The organism is Nocardia sp. NPDC055029 (assembly GCF_053608525.1).
In genome coordinates, this window is record NZ_JBSGVQ010000009.1 from 48,769 (window position 1) to 70,026 (window position 21,258).

Below are 21,258 nucleotides of genomic sequence, written 5' to 3' on the forward strand. Positions count from 1 at the left end.
CTCAGAGGCCACGGAGTCCACGCAAAGTCCTCTCCATCAGTGATCGGCGTTCGTCGTAGCTCGCCTGCTCGGTCAGCGTCGAATGCACTCGAAGAATCCCGCCGACAACGAGATCGCCGATCATCACCCGGACCATACCCAGTGGGCGGCCAAGGTATGCAGCTATTTCTGCGACGGACAGTCTATGTGTGCCGAGACGCACTATTTCGGTGCGCAAATCCCCTGCGGGCCATTCCAGGTGCGCGGTATACGAGACCGTTTCCACGACTGCCTCTAGCGGCAGCGAGATCGCGGGCTCGGTGCGGCCGGAGGTCAGGGCGTAGGGCCTGACCCGGGTCGTCGGCCGGTTTTCTGATCCGTACGGGCTCGACATCTCACCTCAGCCGGCGGAGCGGGCGGTGGCGGTGACCGCCGAGCCCACTCGGTCGACGAGCAACGCCATCTCGTAGCCGATACGGCCGATGTCGTGGCTCTTGTTGGCCAGAACCGCCAGGTGCGAGCCGTTTCCGACGCTCATCACCAGCAGGTACCCGCGCTGCATCTCCACGATCGACTGCATCACCTTGCCGCCGTCGAACAGATGCGCCGCACCCATCGACAGGCTCGCCAGGCCCGCGGTCACCGCGGCCAGCTGCTCGGCCCGGTCCGACGGCAGGTGCGGACTGGTCGCCTGCAGCAGACCGTCGGCCGAGACCAGCACCGCGTGCGAGACGCCGGGCACGTCGCGGGTGAAGCGGGCGACCAACCAGTTCAGATTCTCGTCCGTGGGATGCGCGTTGCTCATTCGAGGCCTCCGTCGTTGTACTGGATCTCGGCGCGGCCGCTGCGAACGCCGCTGAGGTGTCTGGTCAAGTTGTTGCGGATCTCCTCGGGATCGCGGGCACCCGCCTCCTCGGCGGGGGTGAGCCCGCCGGGGACGAGCTGGGCGCCCGGTTTGCGAATCGGCAGCCCGCCGACGGTGCGTGAGGAAGTCGGCGGATTACCCGCGCTGGCCGCTGCCGACCAGCCCGCGTCGCCGGGGGAACTCCATGATGCTCCGTTGCCGCCGGATTCGGCAGTGGCGGAAGCGGGTTCGACGAGCCATTCCGAGACCATCCGCTGGTAGATGGGGGTCGGCGCCTCGCCGGGTACCGGTGCCAGCCGGGTGGACGACGTCGGCATCGGGTCGGCATCGGCGACCGGCTCCGGTTCGGGCTCGGGTGTGGGGAGCCGCGGCGTCTGCCTGGCCGCGGCGAGCTCGCTCAGCGCGGAGGAGGGAACGCGTTGCGGCAGGCCCGCGGACCTGTTCGCCGTGCCGTCCGATGCGTTGGTGGTGACCGATGCGACCGGCAGGTCGTCGGTGTCGTGCTCGTGTTCGGCCCACAACCCGGTCGGTTCCTCGGGTTCGGGCGCCACGGCAGGCACCGGGTCGGCAGCCGGCGGATTCGCCGGACGGCGTTGCGGCAGACCGGCACTGGTCAACGGCGCCATGGACGGCTCGGAGTCGAGGCCAGGCGCGACCGGTCCCGTCGGCACCAGCGGGTTCGGCCCGGTCGGCAGGGGGACGCCGATCGGCCCTGTGCCGTTCGGCGGCATGATCGGGTTCGGGCCGGTGATGTCGGCCGGGGTCAGCGCGTGCGGGCCGATGGCCGAGGACACCAGCGCGTGCGAACCGGTCGTCACGATCGGGTTGGGACCGGTCGCCGGACCCGACGACGCGGGCGGCGGGGAGACCAGCGCGCTGGGCAGATGCACGCTCGCGGTGATGCCAGGCTGCGGCGCCTGGGTGGCGGTGCGCCGCAGGCTGACGGTGATGGTGTGCCGCTTGGCGAGCCTGCCGACCACGAAAAGACCCATACGGCGGGCGGTCTCGATGGTGACCTCACCACCGGAGGCGAGCCGGTCGTTGGTCGTCTGCAGATCCTCGGCCGACATGCCGAGACCGCGGTCGGTGATCTCGATCAGGTAGCCGCCGTCGACCGCGCGCCCGACGATGACCGCCACCGAGGTGCTCGGCGGCGAGTAGCGCAGCGCGTTGTCGATCAGCTCGGCGAGCAGATGCTCGATGTCGACCGCGGATTCACCGGCGACGACGCCGTCGGGCACATTGCCGATCTCGACCCGCTGGTAGTCCTCCACCTGGGAGACCGCGCTCCAGAGCATGTCCGACAGCGGCACCGGCGGCAGATGACCGCGGCGCAGCGCGGTGCCGGCGAGCACGAGCAGGTTGTCGCCGTTGCGGCGCATGCGGGTGGCGAGGTGGTCGAGCCGGAACAGCGTTTGCAGGCGCGAGGGGTTGTCCTCGTCGTGCTCGAGCTCCTCGATGAGCGCGAGCTGCTGCTCGACCAGCGACTGGCTGCGCCGCGACAGCGTCTCGAACATGTTGCCGATCTGCAGGCGCAGGCGGGCCTGGTCGGCGGCCAGATTCAGCGCCTGCTCGTGGATCTCGTCGACGGCGCGGGCGAGCTGGCCGACCTCGTCGGTGGAATGCACGCCCACCGGGGCGATCTCGGGCGTCGCGCCGCCGCTGCGGACCACGGCCAGCTCGTCGGGCAGCTTCACGTGCGCGACCTCGAGCGCGTCGCGGCGCAGCCTGCGCACCGGGACGACCAGCGTGCGGGCGACCGCCAGCGCCAGCGCCAGGCCCGCCAGCAGCATGCCGAGCACCAGGGTGGTCTCGCGCAGCGCCGCGGTCTGCGCGGTCGCGGTGTTGGTGTCGAGCGTGTGGTCGATGTTGTCGAGCAGGGTGGCGATGCTCGACGCGTAGGTGTCGGCGCTGACCTGCAGGGTGTTGAGTACCGCGGCGTTGGTGGTCGGATCGCCGTTGTTCTGGCTGAAGACGCTGATCCTGGTCTGCACCGCGTCGAGCAGCGCGGCCATGCTGCCCGCGTTGTCCGGCATGATCATGCCGTAGGTCTTGATCATGGTGGACTCGGAGCCGAGCTCGACGAGCATCTTCGCCCGCGCGCTCTGGCTGCGGCCCGCGTCGGGGGAGACGACCAGCGTGCGCTCGCGGGTGAGCACCCTTCTGGCCTGGTGCAGCGCGGTGACCTGGAGGAAGTAGCGCTGGACGATGAAGTCCTCGACCTGCGGGGTCTTGGCGAGCGCGTTGCCGATCCGTTCACCGATCTCGTCGGTCTGCTCGCCGACCATCGCCGGGGAGCCGCCGCGCACGGTGTTGCGCAGGGTGGAGCCGGTGGCGGTGGCCGCGGTGAGTTCGGCCGCGACGGCGGGGTCGATCCTGGCCGAGCGCAGTGCGTTCTGGACCTCGGCGAGCGCCTGGTCGTAGGTGGTCAGCGCGGCGTCGGTCTGCGGGTCGGCGATCGCACCCCAGTTGGCGGTCGCCGCGATCGCGAGTTGTTCGGTCGCGGTGGCGAATTTGACGACGGGACGGATGACGGTGGCTTGCTCGGTGGCCGCGCCGAGCTGCGTCATCGTTTGCAGCTCGTTGTTGATCCGCAGCACGGCGAACGTGGTCGCCAGCATCACCGGCAGCACCAGCACCACACCGACCTTGCGCGTTACCGACCAGTTCGACAGGCTGAATTGCCAGGAGCGCGATGCAGGTTCCATCCGCGTGCGTTGCCTCTGCTTCCACGTGTGACCCCGGCCCGCGCGGGGAGGTCGCGGAGCGATGCGAGCGCAGAACCAACTGGAGGTCTTCTTTTATCGCAGGAAAGATACCGTGCCGGGTGGTCAACGGCAATCCGGGCCACTCGGTCTGTAATTCGCCGAATATGCGCTGACACAAAGACGATTCACGTGGATTTGTCAAGGGCGACAGGCCGCCGCGCCGCGCTGCTTCGGGTCGTCGTCAGCCACGCCGGGCGTGCCCCTCTCAGTGCGTTCTCAGTCGATCACGGCAAACTGAGCACATGCGCATTCTGGTAGTCGACGACGATCGCGCCGTGCGGGAATCTCTGCGCCGGTCGCTGAGCTTCAACGGCTACACGGTTGACCTGGCGGTGGACGGCATGGACGCGTTGGAGAAAGTCACCGCGGCCAGGCCCGATGCCCTGGTTCTCGATGTGATGATGCCCAGACTGGACGGTCTGGAAGTGTGCCGCAGACTGCGCAGCACCGGCGACGATCTCCCGATTCTCGTTTTGACCGCGCGCGATTCGGTCTCCGAACGCGTCGCCGGCCTCGATGCGGGCGCCGACGATTATTTGCCGAAGCCTTTCGCGTTGGAGGAATTGCTGGCGCGTTTACGCGCGTTGCTGCGCCGCCGGGCGCCCGACCCGGGCGAAGCATCGGAAGCGATGGTGTTCGCTGACTTGTCGCTGGATCCGGTGACACGTGAGGTCTCGCGTGCCGAACGCGCCATCAGCCTCACCAGAACCGAGTTCTCGTTGCTCGAGATGTTGATGGCCAATCCGCGCCGAGTGCTCACCCGCGGGCGCATCCTCGAAGAGGTCTGGGGCTACGACTTTCCCACCTCGGGAAATGCGCTGGAGGTCTACATCGGCTATTTGCGGCGCAAGACCGAGGCCGACGGCGAGGACCGGCTGATCCACACCGTGCGCGGCGTCGGGTACGTGCTGCGCGAGACTCCTCCGTAGGCGGCGCGATGGCACACAAGGAACCCGTGGTCGCGGTCTTGCGGCGGCCGCCCGACGGCGGCGAGATGCGGCCGCCGATGCCGCTGACGCGCTCGGTGTCGCTGCGCTGGCGGGTGACGCTGCTGGCGGCGTCGGTGGTGCTCATCGCCGTCGCGGTCACCTCGATCGCGGCCTACGCGATGGTGGCGCGCGCGCTCTACGCCGACGTCGACGCCCAGCTCGAGGCGCGCGCGGCGACGATGATCAACAACAACTTCGAGACGCTCGGCTTCCAGACGATCGTGCTGGCCGGGTTGTTCTCCAACGATGTCGGCGTCGCGCTGATCTACGCCGACCACAAGCCCTACATGCCGCCGCAGCAGACGATTCCGCCGGTGGGCGCCCAGGAGCTCGCCGTCGCCGACGGCAAGTACAGCTCCTCGCTGCGTACCGTCGGTGACCAGCGGGTACTCGCGGCGCGCACAAACAGCGGCGCGACGCTGATCATCTCGCAGAAGCTCTACCGCACCAGGGAGGTGCTCGACCGGCTGGCGTGGCTGCTGTTCGTCGTCGGTGCCTGCGGCGTCGTACTCGCCGCCGCGGCGGGCACCGCGGTCGGCCGCACCGGCCTGCGCCCGATCGCCCGGCTGACCGCGGCCACCGAGCGCGTCGCCCGCACCGACGACCTCACCCCGATCCCGGTCACCGGTGACGACGAACTGGCCAGGCTCACCGACAGTTTCAACACGATGCTGCGGGCGCTGGCCGAATCGCGCGACCGCCAGCGCAGGCTCGTCGCCGACGCGGGCCACGAACTGCGCACCCCACTGACCTCGCTGCGCACCAACATGGAACTGCTCATCGCCTCCGGCAGGCCGGGCGCGCCCCAGCTGCCCGACGAGGACATGGCCGAGCTGCGCGCCGACGTCGTCGCCCAGATCGAGGAGCTGTCGACGCTGGTCGGCGACCTCGTCGACCTGGCCCGCGAGGACGCGCCCGAAACCGTCTACGAGCGGGTCGATCTCGGCGAGGTCGCCGAGCGGGCGCTGGAGCGGGCCCGCCGCAGGCGCACCGGCATCACCTTCACCGCCGAGTTGCGACCCTGGTTCGTCTACGGCCACGAGGCCGGGCTGGAACGCGCGGTGCTCAACGTGCTCGACAACGCGGCCAAATGGAGCCCCGGCGACGCCGAGGTGCGCATCACCATGCGCCCGGCCGGGCCCGGTCTGCTGGAACTGGCGGTGGCCGATGCCGGTCCAGGTATTCCGACGGGGGAGCGTGAGCTGGTCTTCGAGCGCTTCTACCGCACGACCGCCTCGCGCTCGATGCCCGGCTCCGGACTGGGGCTGGCGATCGTCAAGCAGGTGGTCACCAAGCACGGTGGCACGATCGCGGTCGACAACTCCGACCGCGGCGGCGCCCTGGTCCGGATCGTGTTGCCCGGTGAGGCGCCGGTGGTTCCGGACGATTCCGAGGCCGGACCGGCGTAACTGCCGCGGAGTCTCGGCGAACTGACGGGGCGATCTCAGCCGCCTCTCAGTAGCCGTCACGAAGCTGGTCAGCAAGCGTGAGGAGACAGACAACCATGACCGACGATCCCCAGCAGCGACCTGCTGACCGGCCCGCCGATCCCGGATCCGGCAGCGCGGACCACCCCGCCGCGCCCCAGCACGGGCAGCAAGCCCCTCTCCCCGGCCAGTCGCAAGGCCCGGCGCAGTCGTCCGGCGCCGAGCAGTCCTACGGCGCGGGTCACCTCCCCAGCCCGCAGCCGTACGGTGGCGCGCAGCCACCCTACGGCTCGGCACACTCCCACAGCGCTGAGCAGTCTTCCGGCCCGTCGCAGCACTATGGCGAGCAGCCGTCCGGCACGGCGCAGCATTACGGCGCGCCGGAGTCGCACGGCACCGCTCCGCTGCCTGGCGTGTCGGTTTACGGCGCGCCGCACGGTCACCAGGCGCCGGGGCAGCCGCCTTTCGGGGCACAGCCCGGCCCGTTCACCGCGGCGCCGGCGCAGGCACCGCAGCGCAAGCCGCTGCGGCTCGGCCTGGTCGCCGGTGCGACCGCGCTGGCACTGGTCAGCGGTGGCGTCGGCGGTGTGGTCGGTGTCCTCGCCACCGGCTCGGACTCCGCGACGGTGACCAACGCGCTCGATGTCCCCAAGCCCGCGGTGAACAACGCCGTCAACGCGCCCGCGGGCTCGACGCAGGCGGTAGCCCAGCGGGTGCTGCCCAGTGTCGTGATGATCAAAGTGGCGGGTACGCGCGCCTCCGGCGAGGGTTCGGGGGTCGTATTGTCCTCCGACGGGCTGATCCTCACCAACAATCACGTCGCCGCGGGCGCGGGCGCCTCGGCGAAGATGGAGGTGGTCTTCAGCGACGGCAGCACCGCCCCTGCCACCATGATCGGCGCCGATCCGGTCTCGGATCTGGCCGTCATCAAGGCCTCCGGCAAGAGCGGGCTCACGCCGATCGAACTCGGCACCTCAGACGGTCTCGCGGTGGGCCAGCCGGTGATCGCGATCGGTTCGCCGCTCGGCTTGGCGGGCACCGTCACCACCGGCATCGTGTCCGCGCTCAACCGCCCGGTCTCCACCAGCGGCGAGGGCACGCCCAGCCAGGTCAACCCGGTGATCGACGCGATCCAGACCGACGCGGCGATCAACCCGGGCAACTCCGGCGGCGCCCTGGTCGACGCCCAGGGCAAGCTGATCGGCATCAACACCGCCATCGCCAGCCTCGGCGGCGAAGCGGCGGGCGCGCAGAGCGGGTCGATCGGCCTCGGCTTCGCCATCCCGGTGGATCAGGCCCGCCGGGTCGCCGACGAGCTGATCAAGACCGGGCACGCCACCTACGCCCAGATCGGCATCAAGCTGCGGCCGCTGGACACCGCGGCCCGGGTTCTCGAGGTCACCCCGGACGGCCCCGCCGCCAAGGCGGGCATCCCGGCGGGCGCGATCGTCACCCGGCTCGACGACCGGCCGATCGATTCCGGCGACGCGCTGATCGCGGCGGTCCGCTCGCATCAGCCGGGCGACACAGTGAAGCTCACCTATACCGACGAGCAGGGCGGCAACGCCAAGACCGCCGAGGTCACGCTCACCGCCGCCGCGGCGGAGGGCGGCCGATGATGCGTTCGAGCGCGGCACTGTCGTGTGTAGGCGCTACGGTGATGAGCATGGACATCGATGCTCCCGTGGCAGGGCGTGCACTGGTTGTTGTCGTCGACGATCGGACGGCACATGGCGGCGTGGATTCGCTCGGCCCGCTCGTCACCGAACTGCTCAGCGAAGCGGGCTTTCTCGTCGACGCCTCGGTGACGGTGCAGGCCGAGGAGGTCGAGATTCGCAACGCGCTCAACACCGCGGTGATCGGCGGGGTCGACCTGGTGATCTCGGTCGGCGGCACGGGGATGTCCCCGCGCGATGTCACCCCCGAGGCCACCGCGCAGGTGCTCGACCGCGAACTGCCCGGCATCACCGAGGCGCTGCGCGCGTCCGGCCGGGTGGCCGGGTCGCTGGACGCGGGGCTCTCGCGCGGCGTCGCGGGCATCTCCGGCAGCACCCTCGTGGTGAACCTGCCGGGTAGCCGGGCGGCGATCCGCGACGGCATGGCGACCCTCGGCCCGCTCGCGAGCCGGGCGATCGGCGAGCTCTCCGGATTGGACGAGTGAGGGTAGTGACTTCTCAGGACAGCACGTCGCCGCGGGATCCCGAGGCGGCCAGGCGCAAGGCCGCCGAGGCCGCGCGGCTGGCGCGGATCTTCGGCGACGTGCTGCCCGAAACCACCGGCGACGAGCGCGGCGATGGCGGCGGGCGCTCGGATAACGACGAATGGTTACGTTCGCAGGTACCGCCGCATCACGGGTGACCGTACCGTTATCTACGTAGCTGCTACGTAATAAGCCCTCACCGAAATGCCTTTTTCGGTGTGATTGCGAACGGGTGACAATTCCTCAGGACCACGCGAAAGCGTGGTCCTTTGTCGTATAAGCGTTCGAAACCGGTCAGTAGCCCACCTGCGGTCCACCCCCGTTGACACGGCTGGTCTCTGATGCATAAATGCACGTCAAAGCATGTGGCGATGTGCGCACGTGTGGCTGGGGTCACAATGAAATTTACGAACTCTTTCGTTGCCGGAACGACGGCGCAGCGTTTAATGTTCGCCATCGAGCCATCAACTATTGGTCCCCGCAGTACCCCAACTTCTATGCGTTGAACCACCCGGTGGAACCCTGGCTCGGGTTCGCCACACCGGCCCCGGCCGTATCGTCGAAATAACAGTTGGTTACGTGACGGCAACAAAGGGGCGACACACTGAGCTGGGCCTGTGAGGTCCACCCGTTCGGTCTCGAAAGTCGAGGCCGGCTGCTAGACACCTGATGAGGGGAAGTATGAGCGAGAACCGCACCACCGGTGTGCGCCGCGGAGCCCGTGCCGCGGGCGTCGGCGCTGCCGCGGCCGCCGTGGCCTTCGGCCTGCTGTCGACCGGTGCCGCCAATGCCGACACCTTCGTGCCGTTGCCGGACGGCCAGAAGGTCAGCCCTGCCGGCGTGACCATCACCCGCACGGGTGAGCACGCCCTGATCTCGCCGTCGCTGGCCGCCAACGGCGCGGGCCGCGTCGTGTGGGTCTCGGGCTCCGCGATCGCCGAGGTCGCCGACACCCCCGAGGGCGAGGTCGGCCCCTGGAACGGCCCGACCGGCCGTCCCGGCTCCAACAACTCCTCCACCCACGGCACCTCCCAGCTGAACACCGGCTACATCGTCGGTTGCCAGGTGAGCATCGCCGACGACGCGATCGGCGCCGGTGTGTCCGGTGGCGTGAGCACCGGCGGCGTGAGCGCGGGCGGTTCGATCGGCGTGAACCTGGGCCCTGGCGAGGTCAAGTTCGTGCAGATCAGCTCGAAGGACATCCAGAAGGCCGGCACATACGCCATCGATTACCAGGACGCCGAGATCGAGATCCAGGGCTGCGCCGGTTACGCGCAGGCCCGGGCGTACACCGTGGTCGAGATCATCGGCGACCACTACTCGAAGACCACCCTCTACGGCATGCCGTTCAGCATCGGCTGACGTCTTTCGAACTGTACGAATCTTCTTCTCGCTGCGGCGAACTCAATCCTCGAGGGATGAATCCAATGATCAACCGTAAGTTCATGGCGCGGATGGCGGGCGTCAGCGCTGCGGCCACCGTGGCCGTCGGCCTGTTCTCCACGGGCGCGGCCAACGCCGACACCTTCGTTCCGCTGCCGGGCGGACACATCACCAAGGTCCTGTCCGACGGCACGGTCGTCGACATCAGCCTGGTGGGCGAGTCGGCCAACATCAACCCGTCGCTGGGCTCCACCCCGGTCCACCGCAACGCGTGGGTCTCCGGTAGCGCGCAGGTCACCGTCTCCGACGGCGGCAGCGGCAAGATCTACCCGGGCTACACCGTGGGTTGCCAGGTGAACATCGCCGGCGGCGGTGTCTCCGGCGAGGGCACGGTCGAAAGCGACTGGGAGGGTAACGCTTCCGGTGGCATCGGCACCGGCGGCGAGCTCTCGCTCGGCCCCGGCCAGGCGAAGTCGTTCTACGTGCTCGACATCGAGAAGGCCGACGACTTCGGCAACGAGTCGCACGGCAAGTCGAACAAGTTCAAGAACGGCAGCGGCTCGGTGACCTGGTCGGACACGACCATCGGCCTGACCGGCTGCGCCGGCTACGCGCAGGCTCGCGCCTTCGTGAGCGTCGAGGTCGAGACCGACAACGTCATCAGCTGGGTGACCCTGTGGGGTCAGCCGTTCAGCCTCGGCTGATCTGTTCGAATCCCGAACACACACGGGCCGGTCGCTTCCGCGACCGGCCCGTTGTGTTGTGCCTGCCATGTCATCGCACTGGACTTTGCCGGTCCTGGTCGAGATCACCGGGGATGGTCGGCGAGTCGGCCACTATCAACCCGTCGATGGGATCGACGCCGGCACACCGCAAGGCGAACTCACTCTCGGCCCCGGCCAGACGCGGTCCTTCTACGCTGTGGGGCCAGCCGTTCAGCCTCGGCTGAGGCACTGAAACAGCCTCCAGCCCAACGAGATCGGGGTGAGTCCTCCGAGGCCTGCCCCGATCTCGCTGCGTGTGGGGCTCAGTGCTTGTGCTCCCCGTCGCTTCCGGCCGGTTCCGTGAGCATGCCGTGCTTGCCGTTCGGCGTGCTGCCCTGCTGGGCCAGCAGATCCCGGATCTCGATGAGCACCTCGTTGTCGGAGAGCTTCTCGTCCTCCTCGGAGAACCGCTTCTTCGCCCTGGTCGCGGGCAGGACGAGGACGAAATAGAGAATCGCGGCGATCAACAGGAAGTTGATGAACGCGGTGATGATCGGCCCGATCTCGATGAAGGTGGCCGGTTTGTCGGCGACGAGCTGGATGCCGAGCCCCATCTCGTTGTTTCCGCCGAAGACCGCGAGCAGCGGGTTGACGATCCCGGTGGTGAACGCGGTGACGATGGCGACGAACGCGGTACCCATGACGACGGCGACCGCCAGGTCGATCACATTGCCTCGGAGCAGGAAGTCCTTGAAGCCTTTGAGCATGCCGATATCTCCTTCGTTTCGGAGCCGGCCGGAGGCGCTGTGCTCCTTGTTCGAATGATGTGAAACGGTCGTGCTGTTTGGGTGATGCTAACCAGAGCTCTGGCAATTATCTCGCGAACTGCGCCGGGGTGGCAGTGACGGCCCGTGCCAGGGGCGTCAATGGAAGACGACGGTGAGCGCGGTGCGCAGCGAGGCACCGGCCACCGCGGTGGCGTATTCGGCGCCCAGCGCGACCAGGACCACCCGTTCCGCGCCCGATCGTCGCTCGCCCGTCGCGGTGACGAGCACCACGGCGGCGTCGGTGGCGAGGGTGCGGGCGGGTTTCGCCGCGCCGGGACCGCCCGCGTCCTCGACGCCGACGACGTCCACCCGATCGCCCGCGCGCAACACATCGGCGACCGCGGGATCGGCCAGCCGGATGGGCACGATCCGCGCGTCGGCGCTGCCCGCCGCGGCGGCGGCCAGGCGCGGGCCGACCACGCGCAGATCGGTGAAGGTCTCCCCGGCGCGCATCGCGCCGGTGAGCGTCGCGCCGAGCAGGGGAGCGGTCTCGGTGGCGGAACCCGAAGGCAGCGAACGGGATTCGTGATGGTCGACGCGCAGATCGTCGGCGGTGAGCAACCTGCCCGGCGCCAGATCACGGGCGGCGACCACGACGGCGTGCCGGGAAGCACCGGGATCGCCGCGGACGAACATCACCAGCGCGAGCAGTGCCAGCACCGCGGCGGCGATGCGGCGCGCCAGCAGGGCATCGGCCCACGCGGGGCGGTTACCGAGGGCGAAACGCCAGGAACTGCCACGTCCCAGATCGGCAAGACTGCGAGTCATGCTCCGAGCCTAGGAGCGTGGCAGCGGGGAACAGCCCCCGAAAGTCCAGGTTGTGGACAACTACGGGGCTGTGGATAACTCCGGGAAGATCAGCTGGCGGCGGCGGGCGCCGAGCTCGATGCGGGGGTGCTGGTGCCGGTGCTGCCGTTGGAATCCGAGGACGACTTGGCGGGCTCGCTCGCGGTGGACGCGCCACCACGGCTGTCGGTGCGGTAGAAACCGCTGCCCTTGAACACGATGCCGACCGAGTTGAACAGCTTCCGCAGCTTCCCCGTGCACTGCGGGCATTCCGTCAGCGTGTCGTCGGAGAAGGACTGAACGATGTCGAAGCGGTTGTCACACTGGGTGCACGCGTATGAATAAGTTGGCACAGGATCCTCCGCAAGTCTCGTCGATCTAGCACTCTACCGCCGACACTGCCAACGTCGCGAATCGCCGTTTCATTCCGGCGAAACGGGCAGCTCATGGCCCAGTTCACGCAGTCCGCCGCCGGGCGTCACTGCCCAGCCCATCCGCCGGTCGTGTGGTTCTTCCGGCAGCCGGTCGACCAGTTCATTATCCCGCACGACGGCGATGAGCCTGGTCCCGTCTCCGACGGCGCCCAATGTCCGGTCGTAGTAGCCGGCACCGCGCCCGAGCCGTACTCCGCGCAGATCCACCGCGAGCGCGGGAACAAGGACCGTCGTCGCGGTGGCGACGGTGTCCGGCGGCAGTGTCGCGGTCGTCGGTTCGAGCAGCCCGAAGCGGGCCTTGCGCAGGGAATCGGGGCCCTCGTAGCGCGCCCAGCTCAGCGGTCCCGGCTCCCCGGTCACCGGCAGCAACACCGTGGCGTTGCGCACACGCAGCGCGTCGAGCATGCGCAGATCGCCGGGTTCGCCCCGGATCGGGACGTAGGCGCAGACGACCTCGTCGGCCCCGGCCAGCGGCCCGATCACCGTCGCGAGCTCGGCCGCTTCGCGTGCGTGCTCGGCCGCCCCGACCAGCGCGCGCTCGGCGAGGATCTGGCTGCGCCACGCATATTTGGTGCGCTCACCGGGCATCTCCACAGCGACCACCCTAAGCTCTTGCCGACGCCGGATCGTCGCGACGGCAGATCGGACGGCACGCTGAATGGATAGGGTATGCGCATGACAGACAAGACTTCCGGTTTCCGCACTGCGGTGGTACCCGCGGCCGGACTCGGGACGCGGTTTCTGCCTGCCACCAAGACTGTGCCCAAGGAGTTGCTGCCGGTCGTCGACACCCCCGGCATCGAACTGGTCGCCGCCGAGGCCGCCGATTCCGGCGCTGACCGGCTGGTCATCGTCACCTCGCCGGGCAAGGACGGCGTGGTCGCCCACTTCGTCGAGGATCTGGTGCTGGAGAGCACCCTGGCCGAGCGCGGCAAGTTCGCGCTGCTGGAGAAGGTCCGCAAGGCCCCCGGTCTGCTCGATGTGACCTCGGTCGTCCAGGAGGAGCCGCTCGGCCTCGGGCACGCGGTCGCCCAGGCCGAATCGGTGCTCGACGACGACGAGGACGCCATCGCGGTGCTGCTGCCCGACGATCTGGTCCTGCCGTGCGGCGTGCTGGAGACGATGAGCCGGGTGCGCCGCGAGCGCGGCGGCTCGGTGCTGTGCGCCATCGATGTGCCGAAGTCGCAGGTCAGCGCGTATGGCGTGTTCGACGTGGAGGATCTGACCGAGGGCGCCGAGGCCGACGTCCTGCGGGTCAGGGGCATGGTCGAAAAGCCGGACCTGGCCGACGCGCCGTCGACCCTGGCCGCCGCGGGCCGCTACCTGCTCGACCGCGTGATCTTCGACGCACTGCGCCGGATCGAGCCGGGCGCGGGCGGGGAACTGCAGATCACCGATGCCATCGCCCTGTTGATCGCGGAAGGACACCCGGTCCATGTGGTCGTCCACCGTGGGTCGCGCCACGATTTGGGTAACCCGGGCGGCTATCTTCGAGCTGCCGTCGATTTCGCCCTCGAGCGGGAGGAATATGGTCCGCAACTGCGCGAGTGGCTGAAGTTCCGGCTGAGCCCGGAGTGGGACCCCCAGTCTCCGAACGCGTAAGCGCGGCAAGCGGTAGCACACAGGCAGGCAGTCGCCGATAGACACAGGAGCTCGATGCGCTCGGTTGAGGATCAGCTGATCAAGGTCACCGCGGCCGCGGTCGCACCCAGGCCGGTCCGGGTCGCGATATCCGAGGCCCAGGGTTTGCTGTGCGCGGAAGACGTCGTCACCGAACGTCCGCTGCCCGGCTTCGATCAGGCCGCCATCGACGGTTACGCGGTGCGCAGCGTCGACGTCACCGCCGCCGGTACCGATGTGCGCGACGAGGAGGGCGAGCTGATCGACCTCACCCTGCCGGTGGTCGGTGAGGTGGTGGCCGGTTCGCGTCAGCCGATCCGGTTGCAGCCGCGCCAGACCGTGCGGGTCGACACCGGCGCGCCGCTGCCGACGCTCGCCGACGCGGTGCTTCCGCTGGAATTCACCGACGGCGGCCGCGCCAGGATCAAGGTTTTCGAGCCGGTCCGCTCGGGCGATTACGTCCGCCGGATCGGTGACGACGTACAGCCCGGTGACGTGGCGGTCCGCGCGGGCACCATCATCGGCGCGGCCCAGGTCGGCCTGCTGGCCGCGGTCGGCCAGGACAAGGTGCTTGTCCATCCGCGGCCGCGGCTGTCAGTGATCTCCATCGGCGGTGAGCTGATCGATATCGATCGCACGCCAGGCCCAGGTCAGGTCTATGACGTGAACTCCTACGCGCTGGCCGCGGCCGCGCGTGACGCCGGTGCCGATGTGAACCGGGTCGGCATCGTCAGCGCCGATCCGCGCAGGCTGCGTGACGTGGTCGAGGGACAGCTGGTGCGCTCGGAGGTCGTCGTGATCGCCGGTGCGGTCGGCGGCTGGGCCTCGGAGCAGGTGCGCGAGGCACTGGACGGGCTCGGTGAGCTCGAGGTGGACCGGGTGGCCATGCATCCGGGCTCGGTGCAGGGTTTCGGCAGGCTCGGCCGCGACGAGGTGCCGACGTTCCTGCTGCCGTCGAATCCGGTGAGCGCGCTGGTGGTCTTCGAGGTGATGGTGCGTCCGCTGATCCGGATCGCGCTGGGCCGCAGGCAGCCGATGCGCCGAATCGTCAACGCCCGCACCATCACTCCGGTCTCCTCGATGCCGGGCCGCAAGGGCTACCTGCGCGCGCAGCTGCTGCGTGACGAGGCGACCGGCGACTACCTGGTGCAGCCCCTCGGCAACGGCAACGGCGGATCCTCGCATCTGCTGGTGACGTTGGCCGAGGCGAACAGCTTGATCGTCGTCGAACCCGACGACACCGATTTCCGGACCGGTGACGAGGTGCGGGTCGCGTTCCTGGCGCAGCGCGGCTGAAACGTGGAGACGATGAACGTATTCCGGGCAGGTCAGCATCCCGGATGGCCTGCGCGGCTCGGTCCCGTGATCGTGGCGGGCGGGCAGGTGACCCTGCGGCCGGTGCGTTTTCGCGATGCCGCCGCGTGGAGCCGCATCCGGCTGCGTGACCGCGACCATCTGGAGCGCTGGGAACCGACCGGGCGCGGCAGCTGGGAGGCGCGCAATCACGCGTCGAACTGGCCGTCGCTGTGGACGAGCCTGAAGGCCGAGGCGCGGCGTGGCGCGATGATCCCGCTGGTGATCGAGGTCGACGGGCAGTTCAGCGGGCAGCTGACCATCGGCAATATCGTGCGCGGCGCGCTGCGCTCGGCCTGGATCGGCTACTGGGTGGCCAAGGACCTCGGCGGTCAGGGCGTGGCGACGGCCGCGCTGGCGCTGGGGCTCGATCACTGCTTCGGCCCGGTCGGCCTGCACCGCGTCGAGGCGACGGTGCGGCCGGAGAACCTGCCCAGCCAGGCCGTCCTGCGCAATGTCGGCTTCCGCGAGGAGGGCATGCTGCGCCGCTACCTCGATGTGGACGGCGAATGGCGCGATCACCTGCTGGTGGGCTTGACGGTCGAGGAAGTCATGGGCACGGTGGTGGACCGCCTGGTCAGGGAGGGTCGAGCGGCGCTGCCGTGAAATTTCTGTTACTCATGTGGCAGGTGTGCACGGCGCGCCTGCCGCGCGGGCAGGCGTGCCCGAATTAACCTACGGACGTCGGTAGTGCGTCCAACGATGGACAACGCGCAGGCGGGGACGGGAGGTGATGACCGCGATGCCGAATTCGATCCTGTGGATCGGACTCGTCGTGCTGTGGGTCTTCGTCCTGTTCCCGATCCTGGCGGACCGGCATCCCCGGATCCGCCGCACCACCGATGCCGCACTCGCCACGCGCGTGCTGCACCGTGGCGGGGCCGAACGGCGGATCCGCATCGGGGCGGCAGGCGGTCATGAGAGTGACCCCGACTACCGCCCCCGTGTGCTGAGCAAGCGCCCCCACCGTACTGATTCGGAGGATCGGATGACGACATCGGCCGATGAGCCCGTCACCGAAGCTGACGACGAGAAGCTCACCCCTACACCGGAACTCGAAGCCGCGTCCGAGGACGAGGTCGACCTCGCCGACGACACGGCCGACGACGACCCCGAAGAGCGTTCCGAGACAGCCGATTCCGCGGATGCCGAACTCGATGACGCTGCGGCGGAGCCGGACCCGGACATCGCGCAGGACGACGACGAGGCCGACTCGCCGGTCGCCGCGCGCATCCCGCCCGCGCCGCCAGCCCGCCTCGAGGACGTCACCGCGGACGTCACCGAGGACGCCGACGACTTCGACGAGGACTTCGTGCCGAACAGGCGCGGCCGCGGTGGCTACGACCCCGAGGCCGACGCCATCGCCCGCGCCGCCCGCTACAGCTTCCGGCAGCGCGCTGTCCTCGGTCTCATCATCGCCACCATCCTGTTCGCCGCGTTCGGCCTGCTGCTGAACGCGATGTTCTGGTGGGCGTGCGGCCTGTCCACGGCCGTGCTGGTCGGCTATCTGGCCTACCTACGCAAGCAGGTCCACGTGGAGGAGGAGATCCGCCGCAGGCGCGCGGCCCGCCTCACCCGTGGCAAGCGCCGCGAGGCCACCGCCACCCCCGAGGCCGCGACGACCCGGCGCACCATGGACCGCGACACCGCCCGCGCCCTGCGCCGCCGCTCCACCCTGCTCGACACCGACGACGAGGACCCGACGTTCGAGCACCTGGAAACCTTCGATCCGGCCACCGCACGCGCGCTACGCACCCGGGTCGAAGACCTCGGCCGCGCAGTCGGCGAATAACTGGTCGAACCCGCATAACAGCAGTTCAGAGTACCGATTCGGTATCCGGGCGCAACGCCTGATACAGTGTCACAGCGCGGTTCGCCAGAGCCGCACGGGGCTATAGCGCAGTTGGTAGCGCGTCTCGTTCGCATCGAGAAGGTCAGGGGTTCGATTCCCCTTAGCTCCACCCACTGAAAATCCCCAGGCAACAGCCTGGGGATTTTTTGTCCCTGTATGCCCCCTACGCCGACAGGGGGGCCGGGAGGAGCGCGCCACCTATGCCGACGTTCGGACGAGTCGCCGAGCTGAAAGAACTGGCCGCGCTCGTGGACGGCCCCGACGACCGCGGCGGCATCCTGATCGAGGGGGAACCCGGAATCGGAAAGTCGTCGCTCGTCGAGGAGACGGTCGCCATCGCGGCCTCCGCCGGGCTGCGGGTGCTGCGGACCTCGGGCGCCGAAGCCGAACACGGCCTCGCCTATGCCGGGCTGCATCGGCTGCTGTACCCGCTGCGGCACGCGTTCGACGCGCTCCCCGCGCGCCAGTTCGACGCGCTGACGACCGCGTTGGGTATGTCGGACGTCGTCGCCGAGCCGAGCCCGCACCTGGTGGGTCTCGCCGCACTGACGCTGCTGGCCGATCTGGCGGCCGACCGGCCGCTGCTGGTGGTCGCCGAGGATGCGCACTGGCTCGATTCCGCCAGCGCGGAGGTCCTCGCCTTCGTCGCGCGCCGCATCCACTCCGAACCCGCCGCCTTGCTCGCGACCGTGCGCGATGGCACGAACTCGCCGCTGCGTGAGGCCGAGCTGGCCGTGATGCGGCTCGGGCCGCTGACCGATGACGACGCGAACGCACTGCTCGACAGCGCCGCACCGGACCTGCCCGCCCAGCTTCGCCGCCGGGTGCTGGCCGAGGCGCACGGAAACCCGCTCGCGTTGACCGAACTGCCGACGGCCGTGGCGGATCTCGCCGAGTCCACCCAGATCATTCCGCTGACAGAACGACTGGAGCGGGCATTCTCGGCGCGCGGCGCGAAGCTGCCGGAGCGCACCCGGTCGGCCTTGCTGGTCGCGGCGCTCGACGATGGCAACGCGGTCACCGAAACACTCGCTGCCGCAGGGGTTTTTCTTGGATCGGAGGCGGAGGCCGATATTCTCGCCCCCGCTGTGGCGGCCCGGTTGATCGATATCCGCTCCGGCACAGTGACGTTCCGTCATCCATTGGTCCGCTCGGCGCTCGTCGCGGCGGCGACTGCCGAACAACGCCGCCAGGCGCATCTGGCGATCGCCGACCTGCTCGTGGAATCCCCGGACCGGCAGGTGTGGCATCGGGCGGCGGGCACGGCCGGAGCCGACGAGGAGGTCGCCGCGGCGCTCGAGGACGCCGCCGAACGATCCCGGCACCACGGCGGGGCGATCGCGGCGCTGGAACGGGCCGCGTCGCTCAGCGCCACGCCCGGCCGACGCGCGGATCGCCTGCTGCGCGCGGCGGAGCTGGCCATCGCCGCCGGTCGTCGCGAGACGACCGAACGACTGGTCGACGCCGCGCGCACGCTTCCCCTCACCGCCGGGCAGGAGGCCACCGCGAACTGGCTGGCCAGTGGATTCGACGACGGAATGCGCGAAAGTCCTTCGCGCATCGGTGAGCTGGCCGTGCTCGCTGCCTCGGTCGCCGCGGACGGGTTTCCGGATGCCGCGCTGCGGATCCTGTGGGGTGCGGCCGCGCGGTGCTTCTGGTCCGAACCCGGACCCGATACCCGGCGCGCGGTGCTCACGGTCGCCGACACCTTCGGCATCCCCGACGGCGATCCGCGCAAGCTCGCGATCGATTCGATCGTGGCCCCGTTCGAACGCGGCGAACAGGTACTCGGCCACCTGCGGGCGCTGGCCGCGACCACCGGACGCGAGACCGAGGTCGATCACTTTCTCAGCAGCGCGGCCTACCAGGTCGGCGCTTTCGATCTCGCCGCGCATTTCGCCGGCGCGGCCGCGCCCGGATTCCGTGCCGCCGGGCAGCTGGGGTTGCTGACCAGGGCACTCGCGATCCAGGCCTGGAGCCTGGCCAGGGTCGGTGACCTCGCCGCCGCCGCGCCGATCGCGGCCGAGGCCGCGGCTTTCGCGCTGGAGACCGGGCAGCCCTTCATGCACGCGTCCGCTATCGGCGTGCAGGCCGAAATCGCCGCGCTGCGTGGGGACTACACGCAGGCCACAGCGCTCGTGGCGGACACCGAACGCATCGGACTGGCCGCCGCGGTGCGGCCCGTGCTGGCCACCGCGCAGCTCACCCGCGGACTCATCGCGCTCGGTGAGGGCCGCTTCGATGACGCCTTCACCGATCTGGCCCGCGTCCACGATCCGCGCGACCCGGCGCATTCACCGGCGCTGGCCGCGTATTTCCTCACCGAACTCGCCGAGGCCGCCGTCCGCGCCGGGCAGGCCGACGCCATGACGGAACTGCTGCGCGGGCTTGAACCCGCGGCGGCAGCCACCTCCGCGCCCGCATTGCACATCGGAATGCGCTACGCCCGAGCGGTTCTCGCCGGTGACAACGCCGCGGAGCTGTTCGCCGCCGCACTGGCGGCGGATCTCACCGGCTGGCCCGCCGAACGCGGTCGCTTGCATCTCGCGTATGGCGAGTGGCTGCGGCGACAGCGCCGGGTCGTGGAATCGCGCACCCATTTGCGCACGGCGCGGGAGGTTTTCGATGCACTCGGCTTCACCGCCTGGAGCGAACGGGCACGCCTGGAACTGCGCAGCGCAGGCGAATCGAGCCCGAATCGCGACCCGGATGCCAGGGAACGGCTCACCCCGCACGAGCTGAGCATCGCGCAACTGGCGGCACAGGGGCTGACCAACCGCGAGATCGGGCAGCGGCTCTACCTGTCGCACCGGACCGTCAGCACGCACCTGCACCGGATCTTCCCGAAGCTCGGGATCAGCGCACGGGGGGACCTCGCGGCGCTGCTGCCCGCCCTGGACGAAACGGCCGGTTGAGCGACACCGATTACGTCATCCGACGCTCGCGGCGGGGTTGGTGCGCTGCCTAGCGTCGATGACATGGACATCAATCGACGACGGCTTTTCGGCGGAGCGCTCGCGGCGGGCGCCGCAGGCCTGGCCGTGACTTCCCTCGGCGCCTGCGCCACCGACTCCGCCACGGCGCCCGCGACCGCCGCACCCGGCGCGGCCCTGCGAGGGGGATCGGGAGCCAACACGAGCCTCGGCCCCGTCAAGAAGATCGAGGCTGGCGTCCTCTCGGTGGCCTACGCCGAGTTCGGGCCGGTCACCGGGCCACCCGTGATCCTGCTGCACGGCTGGCCCTACGACGCCTACAGCTTCGCCGATGTCGGCCCGCTGCTGGCCGCGGCCGGATACCGGGTGCTCGTCCCGTTCCTGCGTGGCTACGGCGAGACCGCCTTCCTGTCCGCGCAGACCGTCCGCAACGGACAGCAATCGGCGATCGCGCGCGACATCGTCGACTTCATGGACGCCCTGCGCATCGACAAGGCCGTCCTCGGCGGATTCGACTGGGGTGCGCGCACGGTCGACATCGTCGCCGCGCTGTGGCCACAACGCGTCAAGGCGATGGTCGCGGTGAGCGGATACCTCATCACCCGGCTGGCCGCACAGCAGCAGCCGTTGCCGCCCGAAGCCGAACTCGAGTGGTGGTATCAATACTACTTCACCACCGAACGTGGGCGCCTCGGATACACCCGCAATCGCCACGATTTCAACAAGCTCATCTGGCGACGCGCCTCCCCGGCCTGGGATTTCGACGACGCCACGTACGGTCGCAGCGCCGCCGCCTTCGACAATCCCGATCACGTCGACATCGTCATCTCCAACTACCGGTGGCGGTTGAGCCTGGCGCCGGGCGAACCGCAATACGACGCCTACGAACAGCTTCTCGCCACCGGCCCCGCCATCTCCGTGCCCGCCATCACCATCAGCAGCGACTTCGACGGCGCGGCCAAAGACGGTCGGGGATACCGCGACAAGTTCACCGGCAAGTACGAGCATCGCGTCTTCGACGGCATCGGGCACAACGTCCCGCAGGAAGCGCCGAAGCCTTTCGCGCAGGCGATCATCGACGCCGACCGGCTGTGAATATCCGGCTCCGGGCGCTCGGCGTGCCCGGAGCCGGACGCGG

Annotated in this window: 20 protein-coding genes and 1 tRNA gene; 14 read left to right on the forward strand and 7 right to left on the reverse strand. The window is 69.5% G+C overall.

All coding sequences use genetic code 11. The features are described 5' to 3' along the window. Nucleotide 1: 1 nt before the first annotated feature. Genes ACWF9G_RS11035 through ACWF9G_RS11045 form a run of 3 tightly spaced genes read right to left on the reverse strand, consistent with a single transcriptional unit; the run spans nucleotide 2 to nucleotide 3,552 of the window. Nucleotides 2-373 (reverse strand): DUF742 domain-containing protein, encoded by a 372-nt coding sequence (locus tag ACWF9G_RS11035; RefSeq protein ID WP_189025876.1) that lies wholly within the window; start codon nucleotides 371-373, stop codon nucleotides 2-4. A 6-nt stretch (nucleotides 374-379) separates the two neighbouring features. Continuing rightward, the gene (locus tag ACWF9G_RS11040) at nucleotides 380-784 is read right to left on the reverse strand and encodes a roadblock/LC7 domain-containing protein (RefSeq protein ID WP_019049250.1); all 405 of its coding nucleotides are present in this window, start codon (nucleotides 782-784) and stop codon (nucleotides 380-382) included. Next, nucleotides 781-3,552 (reverse strand): sensor histidine kinase, encoded by a 2,772-nt coding sequence (locus tag ACWF9G_RS11045; protein ID WP_379308227.1) that lies wholly within the window; start codon nucleotides 3,550-3,552, stop codon nucleotides 781-783. The genes ACWF9G_RS11040 and ACWF9G_RS11045 overlap by 4 nt, the downstream gene beginning before the upstream one ends. Nucleotides 3,553-3,854: 302 nt before the next feature. Between ACWF9G_RS11045 and ACWF9G_RS11050 the strand changes: the two genes are divergently transcribed. The 7 genes from ACWF9G_RS11050 (at nucleotide 3,855) to ACWF9G_RS11080 (ending at nucleotide 10,315) form a co-directional block, all read left to right on the forward strand. Beyond that, nucleotides 3,855-4,541 (forward strand): response regulator transcription factor, encoded by a 687-nt coding sequence (locus ACWF9G_RS11050; RefSeq protein ID WP_379308226.1) that lies wholly within the window; start codon nucleotides 3,855-3,857, stop codon nucleotides 4,539-4,541. An 8-nt stretch (nucleotides 4,542-4,549) separates the two neighbouring features. Continuing rightward, nucleotides 4,550-6,010, forward strand: coding sequence for an ATP-binding protein (locus ACWF9G_RS11055; RefSeq protein ID WP_379308225.1), 1,461 nt, complete (start codon nucleotides 4,550-4,552; stop codon nucleotides 6,008-6,010). Nucleotides 6,011-6,105: 95 nt separating this feature from the next. Further along, nucleotides 6,106-7,647: a trypsin-like peptidase domain-containing protein gene (locus ACWF9G_RS11060; protein WP_452514907.1), complete on the forward strand. Its 1,542-nt coding sequence runs from the start codon at nucleotides 6,106-6,108 to the stop codon at nucleotides 7,645-7,647. Next, nucleotides 7,644-8,189 carry a MogA/MoaB family molybdenum cofactor biosynthesis protein gene (locus ACWF9G_RS11065; protein ID WP_373291682.1) on the forward strand — a complete coding sequence of 182 codons (546 nt, stop codon included), beginning with the start codon at nucleotides 7,644-7,646 and terminating at the stop codon, nucleotides 8,187-8,189. Before ACWF9G_RS11060 ends, ACWF9G_RS11065 begins: the two co-directional genes overlap by 4 nt. Before the next feature lie 5 nt (nucleotides 8,190-8,194). Continuing rightward, nucleotides 8,195-8,386 (forward strand): hypothetical protein, encoded by a 192-nt coding sequence (locus ACWF9G_RS11070; protein ID WP_189025885.1) that lies wholly within the window; start codon nucleotides 8,195-8,197, stop codon nucleotides 8,384-8,386. A gap of 523 nt (nucleotides 8,387-8,909) precedes the next feature. Next, complete coding sequence (locus ACWF9G_RS11075; protein WP_189025887.1) at nucleotides 8,910-9,590, forward strand: MspA family porin; 681 nt, start codon at nucleotides 8,910-8,912, stop codon at nucleotides 9,588-9,590. Nucleotides 9,591-9,655: 65 nt separating this feature from the next. Beyond that, a complete protein-coding gene (locus ACWF9G_RS11080) occupies nucleotides 9,656-10,315 on the forward strand; it encodes an MspA family porin (protein WP_379308222.1) in 660 nt (219 codons plus the stop codon). 323 nt (nucleotides 10,316-10,638) lie between these two features. Here ACWF9G_RS11080 and mscL read toward each other — a convergent pair whose 3' ends face one another. From mscL to ACWF9G_RS11100, 4 genes are all read right to left on the reverse strand, one after another. Beyond that, entirely contained in the window at nucleotides 10,639-11,082 is a 444-nt protein-coding gene (gene mscL / locus ACWF9G_RS11085; RefSeq protein ID WP_452514909.1) for a large conductance mechanosensitive channel protein MscL, read from the reverse strand. 156 nt (nucleotides 11,083-11,238) lie between these two features. Continuing rightward, nucleotides 11,239-11,910: an SAF domain-containing protein gene (locus ACWF9G_RS11090; protein ID WP_452514911.1), complete on the reverse strand. Its 672-nt coding sequence runs from the start codon at nucleotides 11,908-11,910 to the stop codon at nucleotides 11,239-11,241. Nucleotides 11,911-11,999: 89 nt separating this feature from the next. After that, on the reverse strand, nucleotides 12,000-12,281 hold the full coding sequence (locus tag ACWF9G_RS11095) for an FmdB family zinc ribbon protein (RefSeq protein WP_379308219.1): 282 nt from the start codon (nucleotides 12,279-12,281) through the stop codon (nucleotides 12,000-12,002). A gap of 69 nt (nucleotides 12,282-12,350) precedes the next feature. Beyond that, a complete protein-coding gene (locus tag ACWF9G_RS11100) occupies nucleotides 12,351-12,950 on the reverse strand; it encodes a 5-formyltetrahydrofolate cyclo-ligase (protein ID WP_452515055.1) in 600 nt (199 codons plus the stop codon). A gap of 87 nt (nucleotides 12,951-13,037) precedes the next feature. Here ACWF9G_RS11100 and ACWF9G_RS11105 point away from each other — a divergent pair, with 87 nt between their 5' ends. The 7 genes from ACWF9G_RS11105 (at nucleotide 13,038) to ACWF9G_RS11135 (ending at nucleotide 21,215) form a co-directional block, all read left to right on the forward strand. Further along, nucleotides 13,038-13,964, forward strand: a complete 927-nt coding sequence (locus tag ACWF9G_RS11105) for a UTP--glucose-1-phosphate uridylyltransferase (protein WP_379308218.1) — start codon at nucleotides 13,038-13,040, stop codon at nucleotides 13,962-13,964. 54 nt (nucleotides 13,965-14,018) lie between these two features. Beyond that, on the forward strand, nucleotides 14,019-15,278 hold the full coding sequence (gene glp / locus ACWF9G_RS11110) for a molybdotransferase-like divisome protein Glp (RefSeq protein ID WP_379308217.1): 1,260 nt from the start codon (nucleotides 14,019-14,021) through the stop codon (nucleotides 15,276-15,278). 12 nt (nucleotides 15,279-15,290) lie between these two features. Next, nucleotides 15,291-15,941 (forward strand): GNAT family N-acetyltransferase, encoded by a 651-nt coding sequence (locus ACWF9G_RS11115; protein ID WP_379308216.1) that lies wholly within the window; start codon nucleotides 15,291-15,293, stop codon nucleotides 15,939-15,941. A 136-nt stretch (nucleotides 15,942-16,077) separates the two neighbouring features. Then, nucleotides 16,078-17,127 (forward strand): divisome protein SepX/GlpR, encoded by a 1,050-nt coding sequence (gene sepX, locus ACWF9G_RS11120; RefSeq protein ID WP_452514915.1) that lies wholly within the window; start codon nucleotides 16,078-16,080, stop codon nucleotides 17,125-17,127. A gap of 96 nt (nucleotides 17,128-17,223) precedes the next feature. Continuing rightward, nucleotides 17,224-17,296 (forward strand) — tRNA-Ala (locus ACWF9G_RS11125). 91 nt (nucleotides 17,297-17,387) lie between these two features. Then, the gene (locus ACWF9G_RS11130; protein ID WP_452514917.1) at nucleotides 17,388-20,102 is read left to right on the forward strand and encodes an ATP-binding protein; all 2,715 of its coding nucleotides are present in this window, start codon (nucleotides 17,388-17,390) and stop codon (nucleotides 20,100-20,102) included. A gap of 63 nt (nucleotides 20,103-20,165) precedes the next feature. Continuing rightward, nucleotides 20,166-21,215: an alpha/beta fold hydrolase gene (locus ACWF9G_RS11135; protein ID WP_452514919.1), complete on the forward strand. Its 1,050-nt coding sequence runs from the start codon at nucleotides 20,166-20,168 to the stop codon at nucleotides 21,213-21,215. Nucleotides 21,216-21,258 lie beyond the last annotated feature (43 nt).